Origin of the sequence: Caulobacter segnis (genome assembly GCF_023935105.1) — a bacterium.
GTDB classification, from domain to species: domain Bacteria; phylum Pseudomonadota; class Alphaproteobacteria; order Caulobacterales; family Caulobacteraceae; genus Caulobacter; species Caulobacter segnis_B.
Genome location: NZ_CP096040.1, coordinates 3,454,831 through 3,474,353, shown reverse-complemented (window position 1 = coordinate 3,474,353; position 19,523 = coordinate 3,454,831). Strand labels below are relative to the sequence as shown.

14 protein-coding genes and 2 pseudogenes are annotated in these 19,523 nt (G+C 68.7%); 9 read left to right on the top strand and 7 right to left on the bottom strand.

Features of this window, described 5'->3' with window-relative positions:
• Nucleotides 1–4: 4 nt before the first annotated feature.
• A complete protein-coding gene (locus tag MZV50_RS16225) occupies nt 5–913 on the bottom strand; it encodes a LysR substrate-binding domain-containing protein (RefSeq protein WP_252630340.1) in 909 nt (302 codons plus the stop codon).
• Between the two features lie 151 nt (nt 914–1,064).
• The gene (kdgD, locus tag MZV50_RS16220; RefSeq protein WP_252630339.1) at nt 1,065–2,009 is read right to left on the bottom strand and encodes a 5-dehydro-4-deoxyglucarate dehydratase; all 945 of its coding nucleotides are present in this window, start codon (nt 2,007–2,009) and stop codon (nt 1,065–1,067) included.
• A gap of 490 nt (nt 2,010–2,499) precedes the next feature.
• On the opposite strand from kdgD, the gene MZV50_RS16215 reads away from it, so the two are divergent.
• Nucleotides 2,500–3,021, top strand: a complete 522-nt coding sequence (locus MZV50_RS16215; protein ID WP_252630338.1) for a MarR family winged helix-turn-helix transcriptional regulator — start codon at nt 2,500–2,502, stop codon at nt 3,019–3,021.
• Between the two features lie 9 nt (nt 3,022–3,030).
• Here MZV50_RS16215 and MZV50_RS26730 read toward each other — a convergent pair.
• Nucleotides 3,031–3,228 (bottom strand): annotated as a pseudogene (locus tag MZV50_RS26730) (DUF6894 family protein); the annotation flags it as partial.
• A 306-nt stretch (nt 3,229–3,534) separates the two neighbouring features.
• Between MZV50_RS26730 and MZV50_RS16210 the strand changes: the two are divergent.
• Nucleotides 3,535–6,486 (top strand): TonB-dependent receptor, encoded by a 2,952-nt coding sequence (locus MZV50_RS16210; protein ID WP_252630337.1) that lies wholly within the window; start codon nt 3,535–3,537, stop codon nt 6,484–6,486.
• 55 nt (nt 6,487–6,541) lie between these two features.
• Nucleotides 6,542–7,639 carry a pectinesterase family protein gene (locus MZV50_RS16205; protein ID WP_252630336.1) on the top strand — a complete coding sequence of 366 codons (1,098 nt, stop codon included), beginning with the start codon at nt 6,542–6,544 and terminating at the stop codon, nt 7,637–7,639.
• Nucleotides 7,640–7,645: 6 nt separating this feature from the next.
• Here the strand turns inward: MZV50_RS16205 and MZV50_RS16200 are convergent, their stop codons facing one another.
• The 4 genes and pseudogenes from MZV50_RS16200 to MZV50_RS16185 all read right to left on the bottom strand — a co-directional run bounded on the left by MZV50_RS16200 (nt 7,646) and on the right by MZV50_RS16185 (nt 14,309).
• Nucleotides 7,646–9,871 (bottom strand): TonB-dependent receptor domain-containing protein, encoded by a 2,226-nt coding sequence (locus MZV50_RS16200; protein ID WP_252630335.1) that lies wholly within the window; start codon nt 9,869–9,871, stop codon nt 7,646–7,648.
• Between the two features lie 109 nt (nt 9,872–9,980).
• Nucleotides 9,981–10,928 carry a UDP-glucuronic acid decarboxylase family protein gene (locus MZV50_RS16195; RefSeq protein ID WP_252630334.1) on the bottom strand — a complete coding sequence of 316 codons (948 nt, stop codon included), beginning with the start codon at nt 10,926–10,928 and terminating at the stop codon, nt 9,981–9,983.
• An 80-nt stretch (nt 10,929–11,008) separates the two neighbouring features.
• Nucleotides 11,009–13,338 (bottom strand): annotated as a pseudogene (locus MZV50_RS16190) (acyl-CoA dehydrogenase).
• A gap of 71 nt (nt 13,339–13,409) precedes the next feature.
• Nucleotides 13,410–14,309 carry a LysR family transcriptional regulator gene (locus MZV50_RS16185; protein ID WP_252630333.1) on the bottom strand — a complete coding sequence of 300 codons (900 nt, stop codon included), beginning with the start codon at nt 14,307–14,309 and terminating at the stop codon, nt 13,410–13,412.
• A 103-nt stretch (nt 14,310–14,412) separates the two neighbouring features.
• Between MZV50_RS16185 and MZV50_RS16180 the strand changes: the two genes are divergently transcribed.
• The 6 genes from MZV50_RS16180 to MZV50_RS16155 are packed head-to-tail and all read left to right on the top strand — an operon-like array spanning nt 14,413 to nt 19,520.
• Nucleotides 14,413–15,054: a glutathione S-transferase gene (locus tag MZV50_RS16180; protein ID WP_252630332.1), complete on the top strand. Its 642-nt coding sequence runs from the start codon at nt 14,413–14,415 to the stop codon at nt 15,052–15,054.
• A 1-nt stretch (nt 15,055) separates the two neighbouring features.
• On the top strand, nt 15,056–15,982 hold the full coding sequence (locus tag MZV50_RS16175; protein ID WP_252630331.1) for a pyridoxamine 5'-phosphate oxidase family protein: 927 nt from the start codon (nt 15,056–15,058) through the stop codon (nt 15,980–15,982).
• A 47-nt stretch (nt 15,983–16,029) separates the two neighbouring features.
• On the top strand, nt 16,030–17,025 hold the full coding sequence (locus tag MZV50_RS16170; protein WP_436792181.1) for an ABC transporter ATP-binding protein: 996 nt from the start codon (nt 16,030–16,032) through the stop codon (nt 17,023–17,025).
• Nucleotide 17,026: 1 nt separating this feature from the next.
• Nucleotides 17,027–17,764: an ABC transporter permease gene (locus MZV50_RS16165; protein ID WP_252630329.1), complete on the top strand. Its 738-nt coding sequence runs from the start codon at nt 17,027–17,029 to the stop codon at nt 17,762–17,764.
• Nucleotides 17,761–18,918: a sensor histidine kinase gene (locus tag MZV50_RS16160; protein WP_252630328.1), complete on the top strand. Its 1,158-nt coding sequence runs from the start codon at nt 17,761–17,763 to the stop codon at nt 18,916–18,918. Before MZV50_RS16165 ends, MZV50_RS16160 begins: the two co-directional genes overlap by 4 nt.
• On the top strand, nt 18,915–19,520 hold the full coding sequence (locus MZV50_RS16155; RefSeq protein WP_252630327.1) for a response regulator transcription factor: 606 nt from the start codon (nt 18,915–18,917) through the stop codon (nt 19,518–19,520). Before MZV50_RS16160 ends, MZV50_RS16155 begins: the two co-directional genes overlap by 4 nt.
• The last annotated feature ends 3 nt before the right edge of the window (nt 19,521–19,523 follow it).

Below are 19,523 nucleotides of genomic sequence, written 5' to 3'. Positions count from 1 at the left end.
CGCCTCAGCGCGCGCCCGGCTCCGTCGGCGAGGCCTCGGCCAGGCATAGGTCGATGAAGGTCTGCAGGATCGGGCTCTCGTTGTCCTTGCGCCAGGCCATGTAGAGCTCGACCGGCCGATCGGGCGTGGTCGCCACGGGCCGGAACTGCACGTCGTCGAAGTGCAGGCTCATGGCCGCCTCGGGCACGATCGCCGCGCCCAGGCCGGCATGGACCAGGGCCAGCATCGAGTGGATCTGGGTGACATGCTGGACGTAGTTCGGAGTCACGCCGTTGGCGTCGAACAGGGTCGTCAGCATGTTGTAGAAATAGCCCGCGCCCTCGGGCGAATACATAATCAGCGGAGCGGCGTCGAAGTCGGCCAGGGTCAGCGAGGCCTTGGCCAGGCGCGCGTCGCCGGTGGGCAGGGCCGCGACCAGCGGCTCGGACAAGACGCGGGCGGTGGCGAACTCGGCCCGCTCCATCGGCGGGCGGACTAGGCCGATGTCGATGCGGCCGGTCAGCAGGGCCTCGACCTGCTCGCGGGTGACCATCTCGCGCAGGGTCAGGTCGGCGTTTGGCAGGCGGGCCTTCGACAGGATCACCAGCCGCGGCAGGAAGTTGTAGCCCGAGGCGGCGGTGAAGCCGATGGCGATCTGGCCGGCCTCGCCGCTGGCGATGCGGCGGGTGGCCAGGGCCGCGCTCTCGGCCAGACGAAGGATGCGGCGGGCCTCCAGCAGGAAGGCGCGGCCGGCGGGGGTCAGGCGCACCGAACGGCTGGTGCGGTCCAGCAGGGTGACGCCCAGGATCCGCTCCAGCAGCTGGACCTGCCGGCTCAGCGGAGGCTGGGTCATGTTCAGCCGCTGGGCGGCGCGCCCGAAATGCAGCTCCTCGGCCGTGGCCACGAAGCAGCGCAGCTGGCTCAGTTCGAACATCGGAAAGCGCCCGTCGACAACACCTTGAAGGCGTGAAGCTAGACGCTCGTTCGGACCGATCGCCAACGTCTTCTTGCCGGGCAGGGGCGTGAACGCGTTCATCGAAGGCGCGGGCGAGGTCGATGCGTCGTGAGCATCGACCCCGAGATCGCTAGGCGTTGGCCGCGCGGCGTTGATCGCCGGCGTCGACGCGGGCGATCAGGCCCTGCAGTTCGCCGAACTCGGCGGGGGTCAGTTCGGTCAGCGGCAGGCGCACCGGACCGGCGTCGCGGCCGATGGCCTTCATGCCGGCCTTCACGATCGACACGGCGTAGCCCTTACCCTTGTTGCGCAGGGCGATGTAGGGCAGCACGAAGTCGCGCAGGCCGGTCATCACCGCCTCGCGGTCACGGGCGCGCACCGACTTGTAGAAGTCCAGCGCCCACTCCGGCATGAAGTTGAAGATCGCCGACGAGTAGGTCGTCACGCCCATCTCCAGATAGGGCAGGGCGAAGGTCTCGGCCGTCGGCAGGCCGCCGATATAGGTCAGGCGGTCGCCCATGCGGGCATAGACCCGCATCATCAGCTCCAGGTCGCCGACGCCGTCCTTGAAGCCGACGAGGTTCGGGTTGCGCTCGCACAGCTTCTCGAGGGTGTCCTCGTTGATGATGGCGTTGTCGCGGTTGTAGACGATGACGCCCAGCTTGGTGGACTTGCAGACCGCCTCGATGTGGCCGAGCAGGCCTTCTTGCATGGCGTTGGTCAGGTAGGGCGGCAGCAGCAGCACGCCGTCGGCGCCGGCGGCCTCGGCGTCACGCGCCAGGTCGGTGGCGATGGCCGTGCCGTAGCCGCAGCCGGCGATGACCGGGATCTTGCCAGCGGTCTGCGCGACTGCGGCGCGGACCACCTGGCCGACTTCCTCGGGGCGCAGCGAGAAGAACTCGCCCGTGCCGCCGGCGGCGAACAGGCCGGCCAGATCGCGTTCCAGCATCCAGCCGCAATGTTCGCGGTAGGGGCCTTCCAGGAACTGGTGGTTGGCGTCGAAATGGGTGACGGGGAACGACAGCAGGCCGCCGCCGAGTTGGCGGGCCATTTCCGTCGGCGACATTCGGCTCATGAAGTCCTCTCCGAGCGGCGGCCTCGTCTCGGGTCTTTCCGGGAGGCCGCTTGTTGACCATCACGGTAGAGAGGGCGTGGGGCGGGGTCTAAGCCAAAGGCGCTATGGACCGATACAGAATTTGGCTTGATGCGGGGACAGGCCGCCGACGAGCCTCGAAACGACGAGCCTCGAAACATCGAGATGCTTGCCTGTGGATAGAATCAGTTGGCAGCGTACGAACAAGTGCGTTGAGGGGCGTTGCATGCTGGCGTTGCACAAGACCAGGGGTTGGCTGATCCGAAACTTCGCGGGCTGCCTGTTGGGCGGCTGGCTGGTGATCGCGATGGTGGGGTGGAGCGTCATCCAAGGCTGATCGTGAGGCGCCGCCTCGCGAGGGAGGCTTCTTTTATGGCGCCTTGGCAACGTGGCCGAAAAACTGACGGAACATCGTCATCTGAAAGCCCCGTTTCTGCGTTGAAAGTCTGTCTGGAGACGCCGGAACCGACTTTTGCCGCTCGACATCGACGACCTGAACCGACTGCTTTTCCAAACCGAACAGGCCCGCCGCCTGCTGGTCGGCGATCGGTTGAGCCGACACGGGATCGTCTTCGGTCAGTGGCTGGTGCTGGACGCTCTCTACAAGGAGGGCCTGTCGTCGATGACCGGTTTGGCGGCCGCGATCGGCGCCGACCGAACGACCCTGACCCGCACCATCGATGGCCTCGTCGCCTCTGGCCATGTCGATCGCCGGACGCCGGCCGAGGACCGCCGCCTGGTGGTGGTGGATCTGACGCCGCTCGGCAAGGCCCTGGTGGATGCGGTGCTGATCAGCCTCGCGCCGGTGCATGACAGCGTGTTCGCGGGGTTCTCGCGCCAGGATCTGGATACGCTATCGCTCCTTCTTGCCCGGTCGCTGACGCAGATAAGGCTGGCCGCCGTCGAAGGCCAAAGACCCAAGACCATCGTCCGACTGGAGCGGGGCGCGTTGCGCGCCAACGAGGTGAAGGGGCGACCGCGTCCGCGGCCCTAGGTCGACCTCGGCCAGGACATGGCCCGCCTCGTCCAGGATGGTCATCAGCCAGGGGCCCGGCTTGGCGAACGCCTCGGGATAGTCGCGGATGAGGGCGGCGCCCAATCTCAAAGCCTCGCGCCGGGCTTCCTCGAGGTCGCCAAGCAGCGCGCCTTCCGGGTCGGGGAAGTGTTCAGGCGAGACAATCTCGAACCGAAACCTGCGCATCACACCCTGCGATCACGCTGAATGGATCGACTCGGAAAACGCGCCTGGGACAAAAAGGCGCCGCATTTCGGCAAGGAAGGGTTGAAAAAGCGACCGCGCCTTCGCTCAGGGCGCGACGACGGCTCAGCCGCTTGGACCCCGTATTCATTCCGCTTTTTGCCGCTGAGCCCTTTGAATCAACGGTTTTCGTCAAAGGCCGCGTCAGGACGTCTCACCAACAGTGGCTTGCAAAAAATGGAAAGAAAACGCAGCATGTGAGCAATTGATACCGGTGTCATAAGAACACCGCACAGGGAGGGAATGAGAATGGCTTCTTCGGAAGATTTCCGTCTGCGCGCCCGCCTGCTCTGCGGAGCGGCCGCCTCGATCTCGATCATGTCCGCCGGCGCCGCCAGCGCCCAGCAGGCCGCGCCGCCGGCCAGCGACGACACCGTCGAGGCGGTGGTCGTCACCGGTTTCCGCAACAGCCTGGCGCAGGCGCTGAACGTCAAGCGCTCCTCGGCCGCGGCGGTCGACGCGATCTACGCCGAGGACATGGCCAAGTTCCCGGACCTGAACCTCTCGGAATCCATCCAGCGCATCCCGGGCGTCGCCATCTCGCGTGACGCCGGCGAAGGCCGCCAGATCTCGGTCCGCGGCCTGGGGGCCCAGTTCACCCGCGTGCGCATCAACGGCATGGAAGCCCTGACCACCTCGGGCGGCACCGACGCCTCAGGCGGCACCAACCGCAGCCGTTCGTTCGACTTCAACGTCTTCGCCTCGGACCTCTTCAACCGCATCACCGTGCAGAAGACCGCCTCGGCCGAGACGGAAGAGGGGTCGCTGGGCGCGACCGTCGACCTGAACACCGCCCACCCGTTCGACAAGCGCGGCTTCAACTTCGCGGTGTCGGGCAAGATGGGCTACAACGACCAGGCTGAGAAGGCGTCGCCGCGCGTCGCCGCCCTGATCTCCAACACCTGGCGTGACGACACCATCGGCGCCCTGTTCTCGGTGGCCTATTCCAAGCGCGACCTGCTGGACGAGGGCACGAGCACCGTGCGTTGGCAGACGGGCACGGCCACCTCGCCGGGCTTCCGAAGCGTGAAGGGCGTGACCTGCGCCACCAACGCCGCCGCCTGCGCCGAGGCCAATGGCGCGGTCCATCCGCGCATTCCGCGCTTCGACTGGTACCGCAACAAGCAGGACCGCCTGGGCATGACGGGCTCGCTGCAGTGGCAGCCGGACGACAAGACCACGGTCTCCTTCGACGCGCTGTACGCCCAGTTCAAGGGTCAGAGGAACGAGGACTTCCTGGAGACCTTCACGCCCCAGACGGCCGGCGCCTGTACGGCCAGCTCGCCGGCCTCGTGCGGCATCAACCAGGTGGACGTGATCGACTACACGATCGCCACCCCGCGCTCGAACTTCCCGGTCATGACCAAGGCGACGCTGAACAACGTCGACCTGAAGACCGAGCAGCGGTTCGACAAGCTGAAGACCGAGTTCCGCCAGTTCACCCTGACGGGCGAGCACGAGTTGACCGACAAGCTGAAGGTCAAGGGCGTGCTCGGCTTCTCGAAGTCGACCTTCTCGAACCCGGTGCAGAATACGGTCCAGTGGGACCAGTACAACGTCCAGGGCTACAGCTGGGACTACAGCGGCGGCGATGCGTATCCGGTCATCAAGTACGGCACGGGCGACACCACCAACGCCGACGCCTGGACCCTGGCCGAGATCCGCATGGTCCAGGGCTTCGTCGACAACAGCTACAAGACCGCCCAGTTCGACGTCGCCTACGACTTCAACGACAATCTGAAGGTCAAGGGCGGCCTGTCGTACAAGGCCTATGGCACCGACAGCACCGCCTTCGCCCGCTCGAACGGCACGACGGCCAACATCAACCCGATCAGCTCGGCCGAACTGCGCGCCATCCCGCGCTCGTCCTACGCCCAGACGATCGACTTCTCGAGCCTGAGCCTCCCGGCCGGCAACGTCACCTCGTGGATCACGCCGGACCTGCAGAAGGCGATCGCCACCCTGCACATGGACGACGTCAACTACGGTAAGATGGTCACCACGACGCCGGGCACGGTGTGGACCAGCCCGTTCGGCAATTCGTGCTTCACCGCCGGCTGCGGCATCTACAACCTGGGCCGCGAGCCCAGCCTGGGCAGCAACTACTCGATCGACGAGTGGGACACGACGGGCTACGTGCAGGGCGACTTCAAATTCGACGTCGGCGGCGTGCCGGTCCGCGGCGACCTGGGCGTGCGCTACGTCCAGACCCGCCAGAAGGCGCTCGGTTACGGCGTGGTGCCCTCGACGGTCAGCGGCGTGAACTACCAAACGATCTCGGCCACGACCGCCTCGCGCTCCTATACCGACGTCCTGCCGGCCATGAACGTGGTCGTCGAACCGACCGAGGATCTGCTGCTGCGCTTCGGCGCGGCCAAGGTGATGTCGCGTCCGAACCTGGGCTCGCTGACGCCGGGCGTGAACATCAGCACGGGCAGCAACAAGACGGTCACCTCCGGCAACCCGTTCCTGGATCCGTACCGCGCCAAGACCGCCGACGCGGCGATCGAATGGTACTTCCAGCCCGGGGCGCTGCTGTCCTTCGCCTACTTCTACAAGGACATCTCGACCTTCGTTCAGAGCTATACGTCGCCGCTGTCGACCTTCGACAAGAACCCCTTCGGCCTGCCGGACAGCGCCGCGGTCGCGGCCTGTGGCAGCACGCCCGGCTGCTCGCCCAGCCTGCCGGTCTGGCAGTTCAGCACCTCGGTGAACACGCCGGGCGGTCCGCTGAAGGGCTTCGAGATCAACTACCAGCAGCCGTTCACCTTCCTGCCAGCGCCGTTCGACAAGTTCGGCTTCCTGGGCAACTACACCCACGTGACGTCGAACGTGACCTATCTGTCGTCGACCGGTGTGGTGGCGGCCGTCGGCCCGCTGACCAACCTGTCGAAGAACAGCTACAACGCCACGCTCTACTTCGAGAACAAGAAGATCAGCAGCCGCGTCTCGGCGGCCTATCGCAGCAAGTACCTGACGCAGATCCCAGGCCGCAACGGCTCGGACGTGGAAGGCACCAAGGCGACGCTGAACTTCGACGCCTCGCTGACCTACACCCTGAACAAGAACCTGGCCTTTACCTTCGAGGCCGTGAACCTGACCAACGAGGTCCAGGATCAGTACTACGACAGCAGCCAGCTGGTGTCGTTCTACCACGAGACCGGCCGCGAGTTCTTCGCCGGCTTCCGCTACACCTTCTAAGACAACAGTCGGCGCGGTTCTTCGGGGCCGCGCCGCTTCTCTTTACAGGCTCCCGATGTCCAGATTTCCCGATCGCCGATCGGTGGTGCTGGCCGGCCTCGCGGGCCTGACGGCCGCGCCGGCCTTCGCCAAGCCCGCCGCCTTTGACGCCGTTCTCTCCGACAAGCCCGACCCCCGCGCCGCGCGCAGCTTCGCCACCCTGGGCGAGGCCCTGGCCGCCGCGCCGGCGTCCGGCGACAAGCCCTTCCGCATCCTTGTGCCCAAGGGGACCTGGCGCGAGCAGGTGACGGTGACCAAGCCCAACGTCCACCTGGTGGGTGAGGGCCGGGCGGCCAGCGTGATCGTGTTCAACGAGTACGCCGCAGGGCGCAACCGGCCGGGCGGTCCGTCCGAGATCGCCACCATGACCGTGCTGGCGCCGGGCTTCCGCGCCGAGCGCCTGACCATCGCCAACGACTTCGACTATCCGCACAACATGCCGGCCGAGGTCGACTACGACCGCACCGGCGCCAGCGGGGCCCAGGCCACGGCGCTGAAGCTGGGCGAGGGCAGCGACCGCGCCTATTTCGAGGACGTGGCCCTGACCGGCTGGCAGGACACCCTGTTCACCGACGCCGGCCGCAGCCTGTTCCGCAATTGCTTCATCAGCGGTTGCGTCGACTTCATCTACGGCCGGGGCGTGGCGGTGTTCGACCGCTGCGAGATCCGCTCGCGCACCCGGCCGGGCAAGGACTTCCACGGCTTCATCGCCGCCCCCGACACCGACCGCCGCCAGCCCTACGGTCTGGTCTTCCTGGATTGCCGCTTGACGCGGGACCCGGACATGCCCCGGCACACGATGGCGCTGGGGCGGCCGTGGCGACACACCATGACCTTCCCGGACGGCCGCTACGGCAATCCGGACGCGGTGGGCCACGCCGCTTTCGTGCGCTGCTGGATGGACGACCACATCGTCCCCGAGGGCTGGTACCCGATGCACTACAATCTGAAGGGCGGGCGTCGGGCCATGTACCAGCCCGAGGACGCGCGCCTGTTCGAATACGCCAGTCGAGGGCCGGGGGCGGGCAGGCCGTCCGGCCGTCGCCGCCAACTGCCCGCCGGGCAGGCCAAGGCCTACACGGTCTCCAACCTGCTCAAGGGTTGGAGACCGTAGCGGAACCTACATCGGGCCCACACCGCCCGCCGGCGGCTGGAAGTCGAAGGCTGGCTCGCGCGGGCGGCGTGGGTTCAGGACGCCCTGGCCGCCGAAGCCATAGGTGAAGCCGACGAAGATCGCCCGCAGGTCCAGGTCCATGGTCCGGCGATCCTTCAGGGCGACGGTGTCGATGACCAGCTTGTCGCCGAAGGTCTTCAGCGCGTCCTGGACGGTGACGACGCCCGAGAGGCGGTCGTTGAACTTGTGGCGATAGCCCAGGTTCAGCATGCCCGTCGGCTCGCGATAGCCCTGCGGCGTCAGGCGCTTGCCGATGGCGAAGCCGCTGATCTGGACGAAGTCCTTGGGCGTGGCCTGCACGTTCAACGCCGCATAGCCGGAGACCGTCCAGGCCGAGCGCTTGTCGGCGAAGCCCAAGTCGGTGGCGCCGATCTCGTTCCAGGCGGCGCTGCCGCTGATCGTGTACGAGACCTTAGGCGTGATCCGGGCGTTGGCGACCAGCTCCAGACCGCCGGCGCGGCTCTTGGCGAGGTTGGCCTTGGTGGTCAGCAGCACGCCGCCGCCCAGGTCGCGGACCACATCGGTGACGCCATCGCGCGCTTCGCGCCAATAGAGGGTGCCGAGGTAGTAGTTGTAGCCCTTGCGCGTCTGGTAGGCGACCTCGAACGAGTCCGTGGTCTGGGGCTTCAGGCGCGGGTCGCCCTGACGGTAGTTGTAGGGGTCCTGATAGATCCGATACGGGTTCAGGTCGCCCGCCGCCGGGCGCTGGATGCGGCGGCTGTAGCTGGCGTTGACCTGGCGGGTGTCACCCAGCTTGTACTGCACGTGCAGCGACGGATAGACGCGCAGGTAGTCGTAGCTGTCCTTCAGGTTTGAGGTCACCTGGTTGGTGTCGATGGTCACTTCCTCCACACGCAGGCCCGGCATGACCGTCCAGTCGCCGAACGCGCGATTGTAGGTGACATAGGCGGCGTGGACCGTCTGGTCGTACTTGAATTGATTGGTCAGCGACGGATCGACGCTTAGCGCGCCCAGGTTCGGGCCGCGGGCGCCGTAGTTGTCGTAGTCGTTGTCGTCCACCTGCAGCTCGTAGCCGGCGACCAGCTTGGCGCCGCCGGCCAGGGTCTTCTTGTACTCGGCCTTCAGGCGGCCCTGGATCAGTTCGTCGCCGACGCGGACGCGCTCGACATAGTTCGAGACGGTCGGCAGCTGGGTGAAGGCGTCGGCCAGGGTGATCTGGCGGTCGCGGGTGCGCTCCAGACTGGTATGCAGCGTGAACTCGTGGTCCTCGCCGCCCAGCTTGCGGCGCAGATCGCCCGACAGGCCGGCCACCGAACGCCTCATCTCGCCGTCGCCCACGCGCTGGAAGCGGGCGATGGGGGCCCCGTTGATGTCCTGGCCTTCGTAGGCCGAGCCGGCGTCCGAGCGGAAGATCACCTGGTTGTAGCGGCCCTCGGCGCTGAGGCGGGTCCGCTTGTCCAGGTCGTAGTCGACGCCGGCGCGGGCGTTGTACGACTGGCCCCGGCTGGTGAAGCCGATCTTCTGGTGGCTGGTCGCGTACTTGCCGCTGAGCGCGTCCAGGCGCTGGCGGTCGTCGGTGATCTCACCCTTGGCCTTGTCGCGCCGCCAGCCGGCGTCGCCCGACAGGGTCAGGCGCTTGGTGTTGCGGGCCAGGGTGACGCTGCCGTTCTTGCGCCCGCCGGTGCCGATGTTGGCGCGGACCGAGCCGGTCGTGCCGACGCCGCGTTGCTGCTTGGTGATCAGATTGATGATCCCGGCCGTGCCCTCGGGGCTGAAGGCGGCCGACGGGTTGGTCATCACCTCGACCCGTTCGAACTGGCTGGCGGGGATCTGCTGCAGGACCTGACCCCGGTTCTCGCCCTTGAACATACCCGAGGGCTTGCCGTCGATCATGATGGTGACGTTGCTGTCGCCGCGCAGGCTGACATTGCCCTGCACGTCGACCTGCACCGAGGGGACGTTGCGCAGCACGTCGGCCACCGAGCCGGTCGTGGCCTGCAGGTCCTTGCCCAGGCTGTAGCTGCGACGGTCGATCGAGGTCTTGATGTCCTGCGCGCCCGGCGCGGTGACGGTGACGCCCTGCACCTGGGTGGACTGCTCCTTCTTGGCCGGAGCGGAAGAGGTCGTCGCCGTCTGGGCGTTGGCGGCGGCGCTGATCGCGGCCAGGCCCGTGGCGGCCAGCAGGGCGACGCGGCGGGTCGGGAAGGTCATGGAAGGTCTCCTCTGTTGACGAGGAACCTGCCGGAGCGACTCGAAGCGGTGCAGTGCCGGGGGTCACGCGTTCGGGGTGACGTTTGTCACCCCGCAGCCGACCGAAGGGCTAGGCGACCTTCAGCAGATCGTCGAAATACTCGATCGTCTTCATCAGCCCGACCTTCAGCGGCGCGGTCGGCGTCCAGTCCAGGTGCTGCTTGGCCAGCGTGATGTCGGGCTGGCGCTGGCGCGGGTCGTCGGAGGGCAGGGGGCGGTGGACGAGCGCCGACTTGCCGCCGGTCAGCTCCAGCACCAGCTCGGCCAGCTGCCGCATCGTGAACTCGACCGGGTTGCCCAGGTTGATCGGGCCGGTGACGTCGTCGCCGGTGTTCATCAGCCGGGTCAGGCCGTCGACCAGGTCGTCGACATAGCAGAACGAGCGCGTCTGGTTGCCGTCGCCATATAGGGTGATGTCCTCACCCTTCAGGGCCTGGACGATGAAGTTCGACACCACGCGCCCGTCGTTCGGGTGCATGCGCGGGCCATAGGTATTGAAGATCCGGGCCACCTTGATGCGCAGCTTGTGCTGACGCCAGTAGTCGAAGAACAGGGTCTCGGCGCAGCGCTTGCCCTCATCGTAGCACGAGCGGATGCCGATCGGATTGACGTTGCCCCAGTAGCTCTCGACCTGTGGGTGGATCGTCGGGTCGCCGTACACCTCCGAGGTCGAGGCCTGCAGGATCTTGGCCTTCACGCGCTTGGCCAGGCCCAGCATGTTGATGGCCCCGTGGACGCTGGTCTTGGTCGTCTGCACCGGGTCGAACTGGTAGTGCACCGGGCTGGCCGGGCAGGCCAGGTTGTAGATCTGGTCGACCTCGACATACAGCGGCATGGTCACGTCATGCCGCAGCAGCTCGAAGCGCGGATTGGAGAGGTTCCGGGCCACGTTCAGGCGCGAGCCGGTGTAGTAGTTGTCCACGCATAGGACTTCGGCGCCGGACTCCAGCAGGCGATCGCAAAGATGCGAGCCGACGAAGCCCGCCCCGCCCGTGACCAGAATTCTCTGCGTATGCATGGACCCACCGACCTTCCGGAGACTCAGCGCCGTACCGCTGTTCTACAGCGGGCCGAGCGCTGGCTCCAAGGCAGTGTTTGTCAGGCGGGGTAGGGCGTTTCGTCGCCGAACGCGCGCGGTTCGCGGTCGATCCGCGGTTCGGCGGTCGCCGCCGCGCGAGCCGGTTTGGCCGGCGCGCGCGGCTGGATGGGCGTGGCGTCGCGGGTGACGAGCTCCTCGGCCGCGAAGTCATCGACCGCGATGACCTTGGCGATGGCCTCGTCGGCGGCGGCCAGGGCGCTGGTCTCTTCGGGCGTGAGCAATCCCTTGTCCAGGCCTTCCTTCCAGCTCCGGACGCCCTGATCCTTGAGGCGGTCGTGGATCGGCTGGGTGGCGACCACGCGCTCGAAGGCGTCGATCAGCTGGCCGATCGCCTCGTCCTCGCCGCCGACATAGACGCCCTCGACCAGGCGGTCGCGGGTGGGCGAGGGATGCAGGATCAGGTCGGCGCAGGCGCGGGTGACGCGGTCCGGCGCCCCCGACGGCGCACCCCGAACGGCAGGACCGCCGCCCGCAGCAGCCAGCCGGCCAGGCGGTTGGGCAGATTGGCGAAGATCTCGTCGAAGCGCTGTTCGATCGTCGCGAAGGCCGTCTGGGCGCACCAGTCCAGCAGCGGGAAGTCGGCGTCCTGCCGGCCTTCGTCCTCCCAGCGCTTCAGCGCGCCGGACAGGAAGTACATCTCGGAGAGGATGTCGCCGAGGCGGGCCGACAGCATCTCCTTGCGCTTCAACGCGCCGCCCAGGGTCAGGAGGGCGATGTCCGAGGTCAGGGCGAAGGCGGCGCTGTATCGGCCCAGCTGGCGGTAGAACCGGCTGGCGCGGCCGGCGTCCGGCGCGGGCGACAGGGCGCCGTTCGTCCAGGCGCGGGCCGTGGCCTTGATCCCGTTGCGCAGGGCATGGGCGACATGCTCCCAGAAGGCCGCGTCGAAATCGGCCAGGCCCTTGGACTCGTCGGTTTCGCCCAGGGCCAGGATCTCGCGCAGCATGTACGGATGCGCCCGGATCGCGCCCTGGCCGAACACCATCAGGCTGCGGGTCAGGATGTTGGCCCCCTCGACCGTGATTCCGACCGGCACGGCGCGGTACTGGCTGCCCATGTAGTTGCGCGGACCCTCCATGATCGCCTTGCCGCCGTGGACATCCATGGCGTCGTTGACGACCACCCGCATCCGCTCGGTCGCGCCGGACTTCAGCAGGGCCGAGATCACCGAGGGATGCTTGCCCATGTCCAGGCCGGCGCAGGTCAGCCGCCGCGCGCCGTCGACCAGGTAGGCGTTGCCCGCGATGCGGGCCAGGCGCTCCTGCACGCCCTCGAACTTGCCGATGGCGATGCCAAACTGCTGACGCACGCGGGCGTAGGCGCCGGTCGTCAAGGCGCTGTAGGCCGCCGCCGCGCCGGACATGGCGGGCAGGGAGATGCCGCGCCCGGCCGCCAGGGCAGTCATCAGCATCTTCCAGCCCTGGCCGGCCCGCTCGGCGCCGCCGATGATCAGGTCCAACGGGATGAAGACGTCCTCGCCCCAGTTCGGTCCGTTCTGGAAGGTCTGGAAGGCCGGCAGGTGGCGGCGGCCGATGCTGACGCCTGGCGTATCGGTCGGGACCAGGGCGCAGGTGATGCCGACGTCCTCGTCGCCGCCCAGCAGGCCGTCGGGATCGCGCAGCTTGAAGGCCAGGCCCAGCACCGTGCAGACCGGCCCCAGGGTGATGTAACGCTTGTGCCAGTTCAGGCGCACGCCCAGGACCTGTTCGCCCTTCCATGTTCCCCGGCAGACCACGCCCTCGTCGCTCATCGCCGAGGCGTCGGAGCCGGCCTCGGGGCTGGTCAGGCCGAAGGCCGGGATCTCGCGCCCGTCGGCCAGGCGCGGCAGCCAGTAGTCCTGCTGTTCCTTCGTGCCGAAGCGCAGGATCAGTTCACCCGGGCCCAGGGAGTTGGGCACCATCGCCGTCACCGCCGCCGAGGTCGAGCGAGTGGCGATCTTGCGGACGATCTCGGCATGACCCAGGTGCGAGAAGCCCAAGCCGCCATGCTCCTTCGGGATGATCATGCCGAAGAACTTCTCGCGCTTGAGGAAGTCCCACGCCTCGGGCGGCAGGTCGCGGGTCTCCCAGGTCATGCGCCAGTCGTCGAGCATCGCGCACAGGGTCTCGACCGGGCCGTCCATGAAGGCCTTCTCGTCGGGCGTCAGCGTCGGCTTGGGGAAGGCGAGCAGTTCGTCCCAGTCGGGGTCACCGGTGAACAGCGCCGCGTCCCACCAGGTGTCGCCGGCCTCGATGGCGTCGCGCTCGGTTTCCGACAGGGCGGGCAGCACGCCCTTGGCCCATTGGAAGATCGGCCGGGTGATCGTGTCCCGCCGGAAGGAAGAGCTGCTCATGACGCTGCCTCGTTGTTACGCGAGGCATCAACGCCGAGCGGGCGCGGGGGCTCCGAGGAAACGAAGCTGGGTCAGGTCTCGCGCAGGACGGCCAAACGTTCCAGTCGGGGCGCGGCGAAATCGAGGAACGCCCGCACCAGCGGCGCCATGAAGCGGCCGCCGGCGGTCAGAAGCTGGACGGGGAGCGGCGGCGGCTCGAAATCGGGCAGCAGGCGGACCAGTCGTCCGGCCGCCAGCTCGTCGGCCACCTGATAGGAGAGGGCGCGGCCGATCCCCTGGCCCGCTAGCACGGCGGCCAGGGCGGCCTCGACATCGTTGACCCGCAGGCGCGGATCCAGCCGCACGGCGCGGGGCCGGCCGCCGGCTTCGAACCGCCACTCCGGCGTGGCCGAGACCGCCGTGGTCAGGACGGTCTGGTGGCGCGCGAGATCGGCCGGCGTCTTCGGCTCGCCGAACCGGGCCAGATAGTCGGGCGAGGCGATGGTGACCCGGCGTATGGCGCCGACCCGCCGCGACACCAGGCTGGAGTCGGCCAGCGCGCCGATCCGCAGCGCCACATGCAGTTCGGAGTCGATCAGGTCCAGATTGCGGTCATGCAGGGTGACGTCGGCCCGAACGTCGGGATGCTGGTCCAGGAAGGCGTTGACTATCGGCGCCAGGTGGCGGCCGCCGAACACCGTGGGACCGGTGACGCGCAGCAGGCCGCGCACGGCGTCGGGCGCGGAGGTTTCCAGAGCCGCCTCGTAATCGGCCAATAGGCGGCGGGCCCGGTCGGCCAGTTCGCGGCCGGCCTCGGTCGGGGCCAGGCGTCGGGTGGTCCGCTCGATCAGTCGCGCGCCGGCGCGTTCCTCCAGCGCCGCCAGGGCGCGGGTCATGGCGGCGGGCGAACGCCGCAGCCGCCGTCCCGCCGCGGCCAGGCCTCCCGCGTCGATCACCGCCACCAGCAGGGAGAGCTCGTCGAGGCGATCCATTCGGAATTCCGTAAATTGGAAAAATATATTGCGGATTTGCTCAATTCATTGCGGCGGGCGCAATGGCCAATATGCGTGCGTCTCGAAGCGTCGGAGATCCGCCATGGCCGCCATTGTCCTGCACGGCACGAGCCTGTCCGGGCACACCCACCGAGTGGCCCTGATGCTGAACGCCCTGGGCCTGCGCCACGTGTTCGCGGATGCGCCGAAGGACGTCCGCGCCTCGCCAGCCTTCCTGGCCCGCAATCCGCTGGGCCAGATCCCGGTGCTGCAGGACGGCGACCTGACCCTGGCCGACAGCAACGCCATCCTTGTCTACCTGGCCCGCCGCTACGCCCCGGACGGGCCGTGGCTGCCGCAGGAGCCGGCGGCGGCGGCCTCGGTGCAGCGCTGGCTGTCGATCGCGGCCGGCGAGGTCATGCACGGCCCGGCGGTGGCGCGGATGATCGCCCTGTTCGGCCTGCCCGACGATCCGGCGCGCGCCGCGCGGATCGCCGCCCGGGTCCTGATCTTCATGGACGACCATCTGGCGGATAGGACCTTCCTGGCCGCCGACTATGTCACGCTCGCGGACCTGGCCTGTTACAGCTATGTCGCCCATGCGCCGGAAGGCGGGGTGTCGCTTGATCCCTATCCGAACGTGCGGGCCTGGCTGGCGCGGGTCGAGGCCCAGCCATGGTTCCAGCCCATGCCGGACTTCGTCCAGCTCGCCCAGGCGAGGGCCGCCGAATACGAGGGGGTCTGAGATGGACCAGCCATTCCATGGCGGCGAACTGGCCGCCCAGGCGCGGGCGGGCCTGCACGCGCCCGGCATGACCGGCATCCGGCCGTTCATGCCCGACCAGCATCGGGACTTCTTCGGGCTGCTGCCGTATCTGTTCATCGCCACGGTGGACGAGGCGGGGTGGCCGGTGGCCACGGTGCTGACGGGCCAGCCGGGGTTCATCTCCAGCCCAGACCCGACGACACTGATGATCTCGGCGACGCCGCGCGAGGGCGAGCCGGGTCATGAGTCCTTTCGCGCCGGCCGACCGTTCGGCGCGCTGGGCCTGGACTTCGCGACCCGCCGCCGCAACCGCGCCAACGGGGTGATCGAGACCGCCGACGCCGGGGGTCTGCGCCTCAACGTGCTGCAAAGCTTCGGCAACTGCCCGCAATACATCCAGACCCGCGCCGTCGAGAGCGCGCCGGCGTCCACGGTTCAGGCCGAGACGGTCGCCGTCGACGCGCCTGAGGTCCTGGTCCAGATCGCCGACGCCGACACCTTCTTCGTCGCCACGGCGTCGGGCGCGGCGGGCGTGGAGAATGGCGGTGTCGACATCTCGCACCGAGGCGGGCTGCCGGGGTTCGTCAAGGTCGTGGGCGGCGAGCTGGTCGTGCCGGACTTCCGCGGCAACCGGTTCTTCAACACGCTGGGCAATCTTGTGGCCGACCCGCGCGCGGCGCTGCTGTTCGTCGACTTCGACACCGGCGATCTGCTGCACCTGCAAGGACGGGTGGAGATCGATTGGGATCCGCCGACCGGCCAGTCTTGGCCCGAAGGCGTCCAGCGCCAGTGGCGGTTCAAGCCAGAAAGGGCCTGGCGCCGCGCGGCGGCTCTGCCGCTGCGCTGGGAATTCGGGGACTTCTCGCCGGTCACCCTGATGACCAAGGCCTGGAACGCGGCGGCCTGACACCGGGGGTGACGTTTGTCATGTCGGGCCGATGACGCCCGGCACTGATGCGCCACCGGGCAGGTGGTCATGTTGGCTCCACATCGAGGGAGCCAACCATGTCATCCAATCCCGCGCCGCCAGATCTGCCATTGCCCGTCGCGGCGCTGTCCAAGGCGGTCAAACGCCGAGGCGCGACCCTGGCCCTGAACGGCCTGGACCTGATCATCCGCCCCGGCCAGTGCGTGGCCCTGCTGGGACCGAACGGCGCGGGCAAGAGCACCAGTGTCGCCCTGCTGACCGGCCGCCTGCGGCCGGACGCCGGCGAGGCCGCGCTGTTCGGCGGCGATCCGCGCGACATCGCCGGCCGGGGCCGCATGGGCGTCATGCTGCAGGAGGCGGGCCTGCCGCGCACCCTGACCGTCCGCGAGCAGGTCGATCTTTTCCGGGGCTACTACAAGACGCCGCGTCCGCTGGACGAGATCGTCCGCCTGGCCGGCCTCGACGGCCTGGAGCGCCGCCGTTGCGGGGCGCTGTCGGGCGGCCAGCAGCGCCGCGTGCAGTTCTCCCTGGCCATCGCCGGCCGTCCGGACTTCCTGGTGCTGGACGAACCCACCACCGGCATGGACATCGACGCCCGTCGCGGTCTGTGGACCGCCGTCCGCGCCGAGATCGCTCGCGGTTGCGCGGTGCTACTGACCACCCACCATCTGGACGAGGCCGAGGCCCTGGCCGACCGCATCGTCGTCATCGACCACGGCCAGGTCATCGCCGACGGCTCGCCCGAGGCGATCAAGGCCCGGGTCTCCGGCGTCGCCATCCGCTGCCGCACGCGCCTATCCGACGCCGAGCTGGCGGGCCTGGCGCGGGTCACGGGCGTCAGCCGCGACGGCGGCAGGATCACGCTGCTGACCACGTCCGCCCCGGCCACCCTTCGCGAACTTCTGGTTCGCGACGAGACCGTCGACGACCTGACCGTCGCCGGGGCCTCGCTGGAGGACGCCGTCACCCGTCTCGTCCAGGCCGGCGCGCCTGGCCAACCCCGTCAAGCCGAGGTCGCCTGAGATGCACACGCTCGCCGTCTACGCCCGTGAAGCCCGCGCCCAGATCGTTTCGACCTGGCGCACCCCGCAGTTCCTGATCCCCAGCCTGGCCCTGCCGCTGCTGTTCTATGGCGTCATCGGCCTGGGCCTCAGCAAGGGGCGCGAGGAGATCGCGCATGTCATGCTGGCCAACTACGTGATCTTCGCCGCCATCGCGCCGGCCATGTTTGGCTTCGGCGCGGCCGTCGCGGCCGAGCGCGAGGCCAAGCTGATCGAGCTGAAGCAGATCGCCCCGCTGCCGGCCGGCGGCTACCTGGCCGGACGCCTGGTCGCGGCCCTGGCCCTGGTCGCCACCGCCATCGGCCTGCTGGGCGTGCTGGCCTGGTTCGGTGGGGTGGTGATGGTCCCCTGGCGCTGGGCCGCGACCCTGGGGCTGGGGCTGGCCTCGGCCATTCCCTTCGCCCTGATCGGCCTAAACATCGGCCTGCGCCTGGGCTCTCAGGGAGCGACCGCCGTCGCCAATCTGCTGTTCCTCAGCTTCTGCCTGTTCGGCGGCTTGTGGGTGCCGTTGGACCTGATGCCGGGCTGGATCGTCAAGCTCGCCGAGTTGACGCCGTCGTACCACCTGGGCCGATTGTCGATGATGCTGTCGGGCATGACGCCGATGGCCGACGTCCAGCGCCACGTGATGGTCCTGGCCGCGATCAGCCTGGCCGCCGTGGCCGGCACCTGGGCAGCCTGGCGGAGGCAGGCGGCTTGACCCTGACGAGCCTGGCGCGCGACATCGCCCCCATGGACCCGGCGACCACGAGTCGAAGCAAGGACGAGGCGAACAGCGCGCCGCTGGCGGATGGCCTGAACCGCCGCCGCTGGAGCCTGATCTTCCTGTCGTACCTGCCGTTCTACTTCATCGCCTGGCTGTTCCGGCGGCCAGGGACCTTGGAGATCGTCGCCTCGGTCGCCGGCATGGCGGCGTTCGTGGGCCTGTTCTACTGGATCTGGGTCCGGCGCGGGCGTCCCACCCTGTGGCACGTGCTGGCGATCTTCTGCATCGGGGTGGCGCTGTCGCGGTTCAACGTCGGCTGGAGCGTCTACACGATCTACGCGATGTCGTTCGCCGCGCGCCTGCCGTCCCGGCGGCTGGCGGTGCGGACCATGGTCGGCATGGAGCTGCTGCTGCTGGCCATGGGGCCGCTGTTCCTGAACTACAACTGGCCGGTCTGGGCCTCGGGCGTGCTGTTCGGCGGCATCACGGGCTTCGCCGGACTGATGCAGGCCGATGTCGAGCGCAAGAACCAGGAGCTGGCCGTCGCTCATGAGGAAGTCCGCGCCCTGGCCACCATGGCCGAGCGCGAGCGGATCTCCCGCGACCTGCACGACCTCTTGGGCCACACCCTGACCCTCGTGGCGGTGAAGGCCGAGCTGGCCGCCAAGCTGGTCAGCCGCGACGCCGCTGCCGCCGAGCGCGAGATGCAGTCGGTGGCCGCCGCCGCCCGCGAAGCGCTGTCGGAGGTCCGCACCGCCGTGGTCGGGATGAAGGGCGCCTCCCTGACCACCGAGCTGGAGCGCGCCAGGACGGCCCTGGCCGCCGCCAACATCCAGGCCGAGATCTCTTCCGCCGAGATCCAGGGGCATCCGGGGCAGGAGGCTGTCCTGGCGATGGCGCTGCGCGAGGCCGTCACCAACGTCATCCGCCATGCTGGCGCGACGCGCTGCCAGATCCGGGTGGCGCCCAGCCCGGTGGCCCTGACCCTCAGCATCGTCGACGACGGCAGGGGCGGGAGCCTGGTCGAGGGCTCGGGCCTGAAGGGCATGCGCACGCGCCTCTCGGCGATCGGCGGGGACCTCGACGTCGTGTCGGACGAGAGCGGCACGCGCCTGGTCGCCATCGCGCCTGTGGAGCCCGCCTCGTGATCCGTGTCGTCATCGCCGAAGACCAGAAGATGGTGCTGGGCGCGCTCAGCGCCTTGCTGGAGCTGGAGGGCGACATCCAGGTGGTCGGCCGCGCGGCGGACGGCGCCCAGGCCCTGGCGCTGGTCCAGTCCGAGAAGCCCGACGTCCTGATCTCCGACATCGAGATGCCGCACCTGACGGGGATCGACGTGGCCGGGCGGCTGAAGGCCGAAGGCCTGGCGACGCGGGTGCTGATCGTCACCACCTTCGGCCGGCCCGGCTATCTGCGGCGGGCGATGGACGCGGGGGTGAAGGGCTATCTGCTGAAGGACGGCCCCAGCAGCGTGCTGGCGGCCGCCGTGCGCACCATCGCCGCCGGCGGACGAGCCATCGCCCCGGAGCTGTCCGAGGCGGTCTGGGACGCCCAGCCCGATCCGCTGACCGACCGCGAGCGCGAGATCCTGCGCCTGGCCGAGGAGGGGCGTTCGAACAAGGATATCGCCGAGGTGCTGGACCTCTCGCCCGGCACGGTCCGCAACTACCTGTCCGAAGCGGCCCAGAAGCTGGGCGCGGCCAACCGGGTGGAGGCGGGCCGGATCGCCCGCGCCAACGGTTGGCTCTGAGGT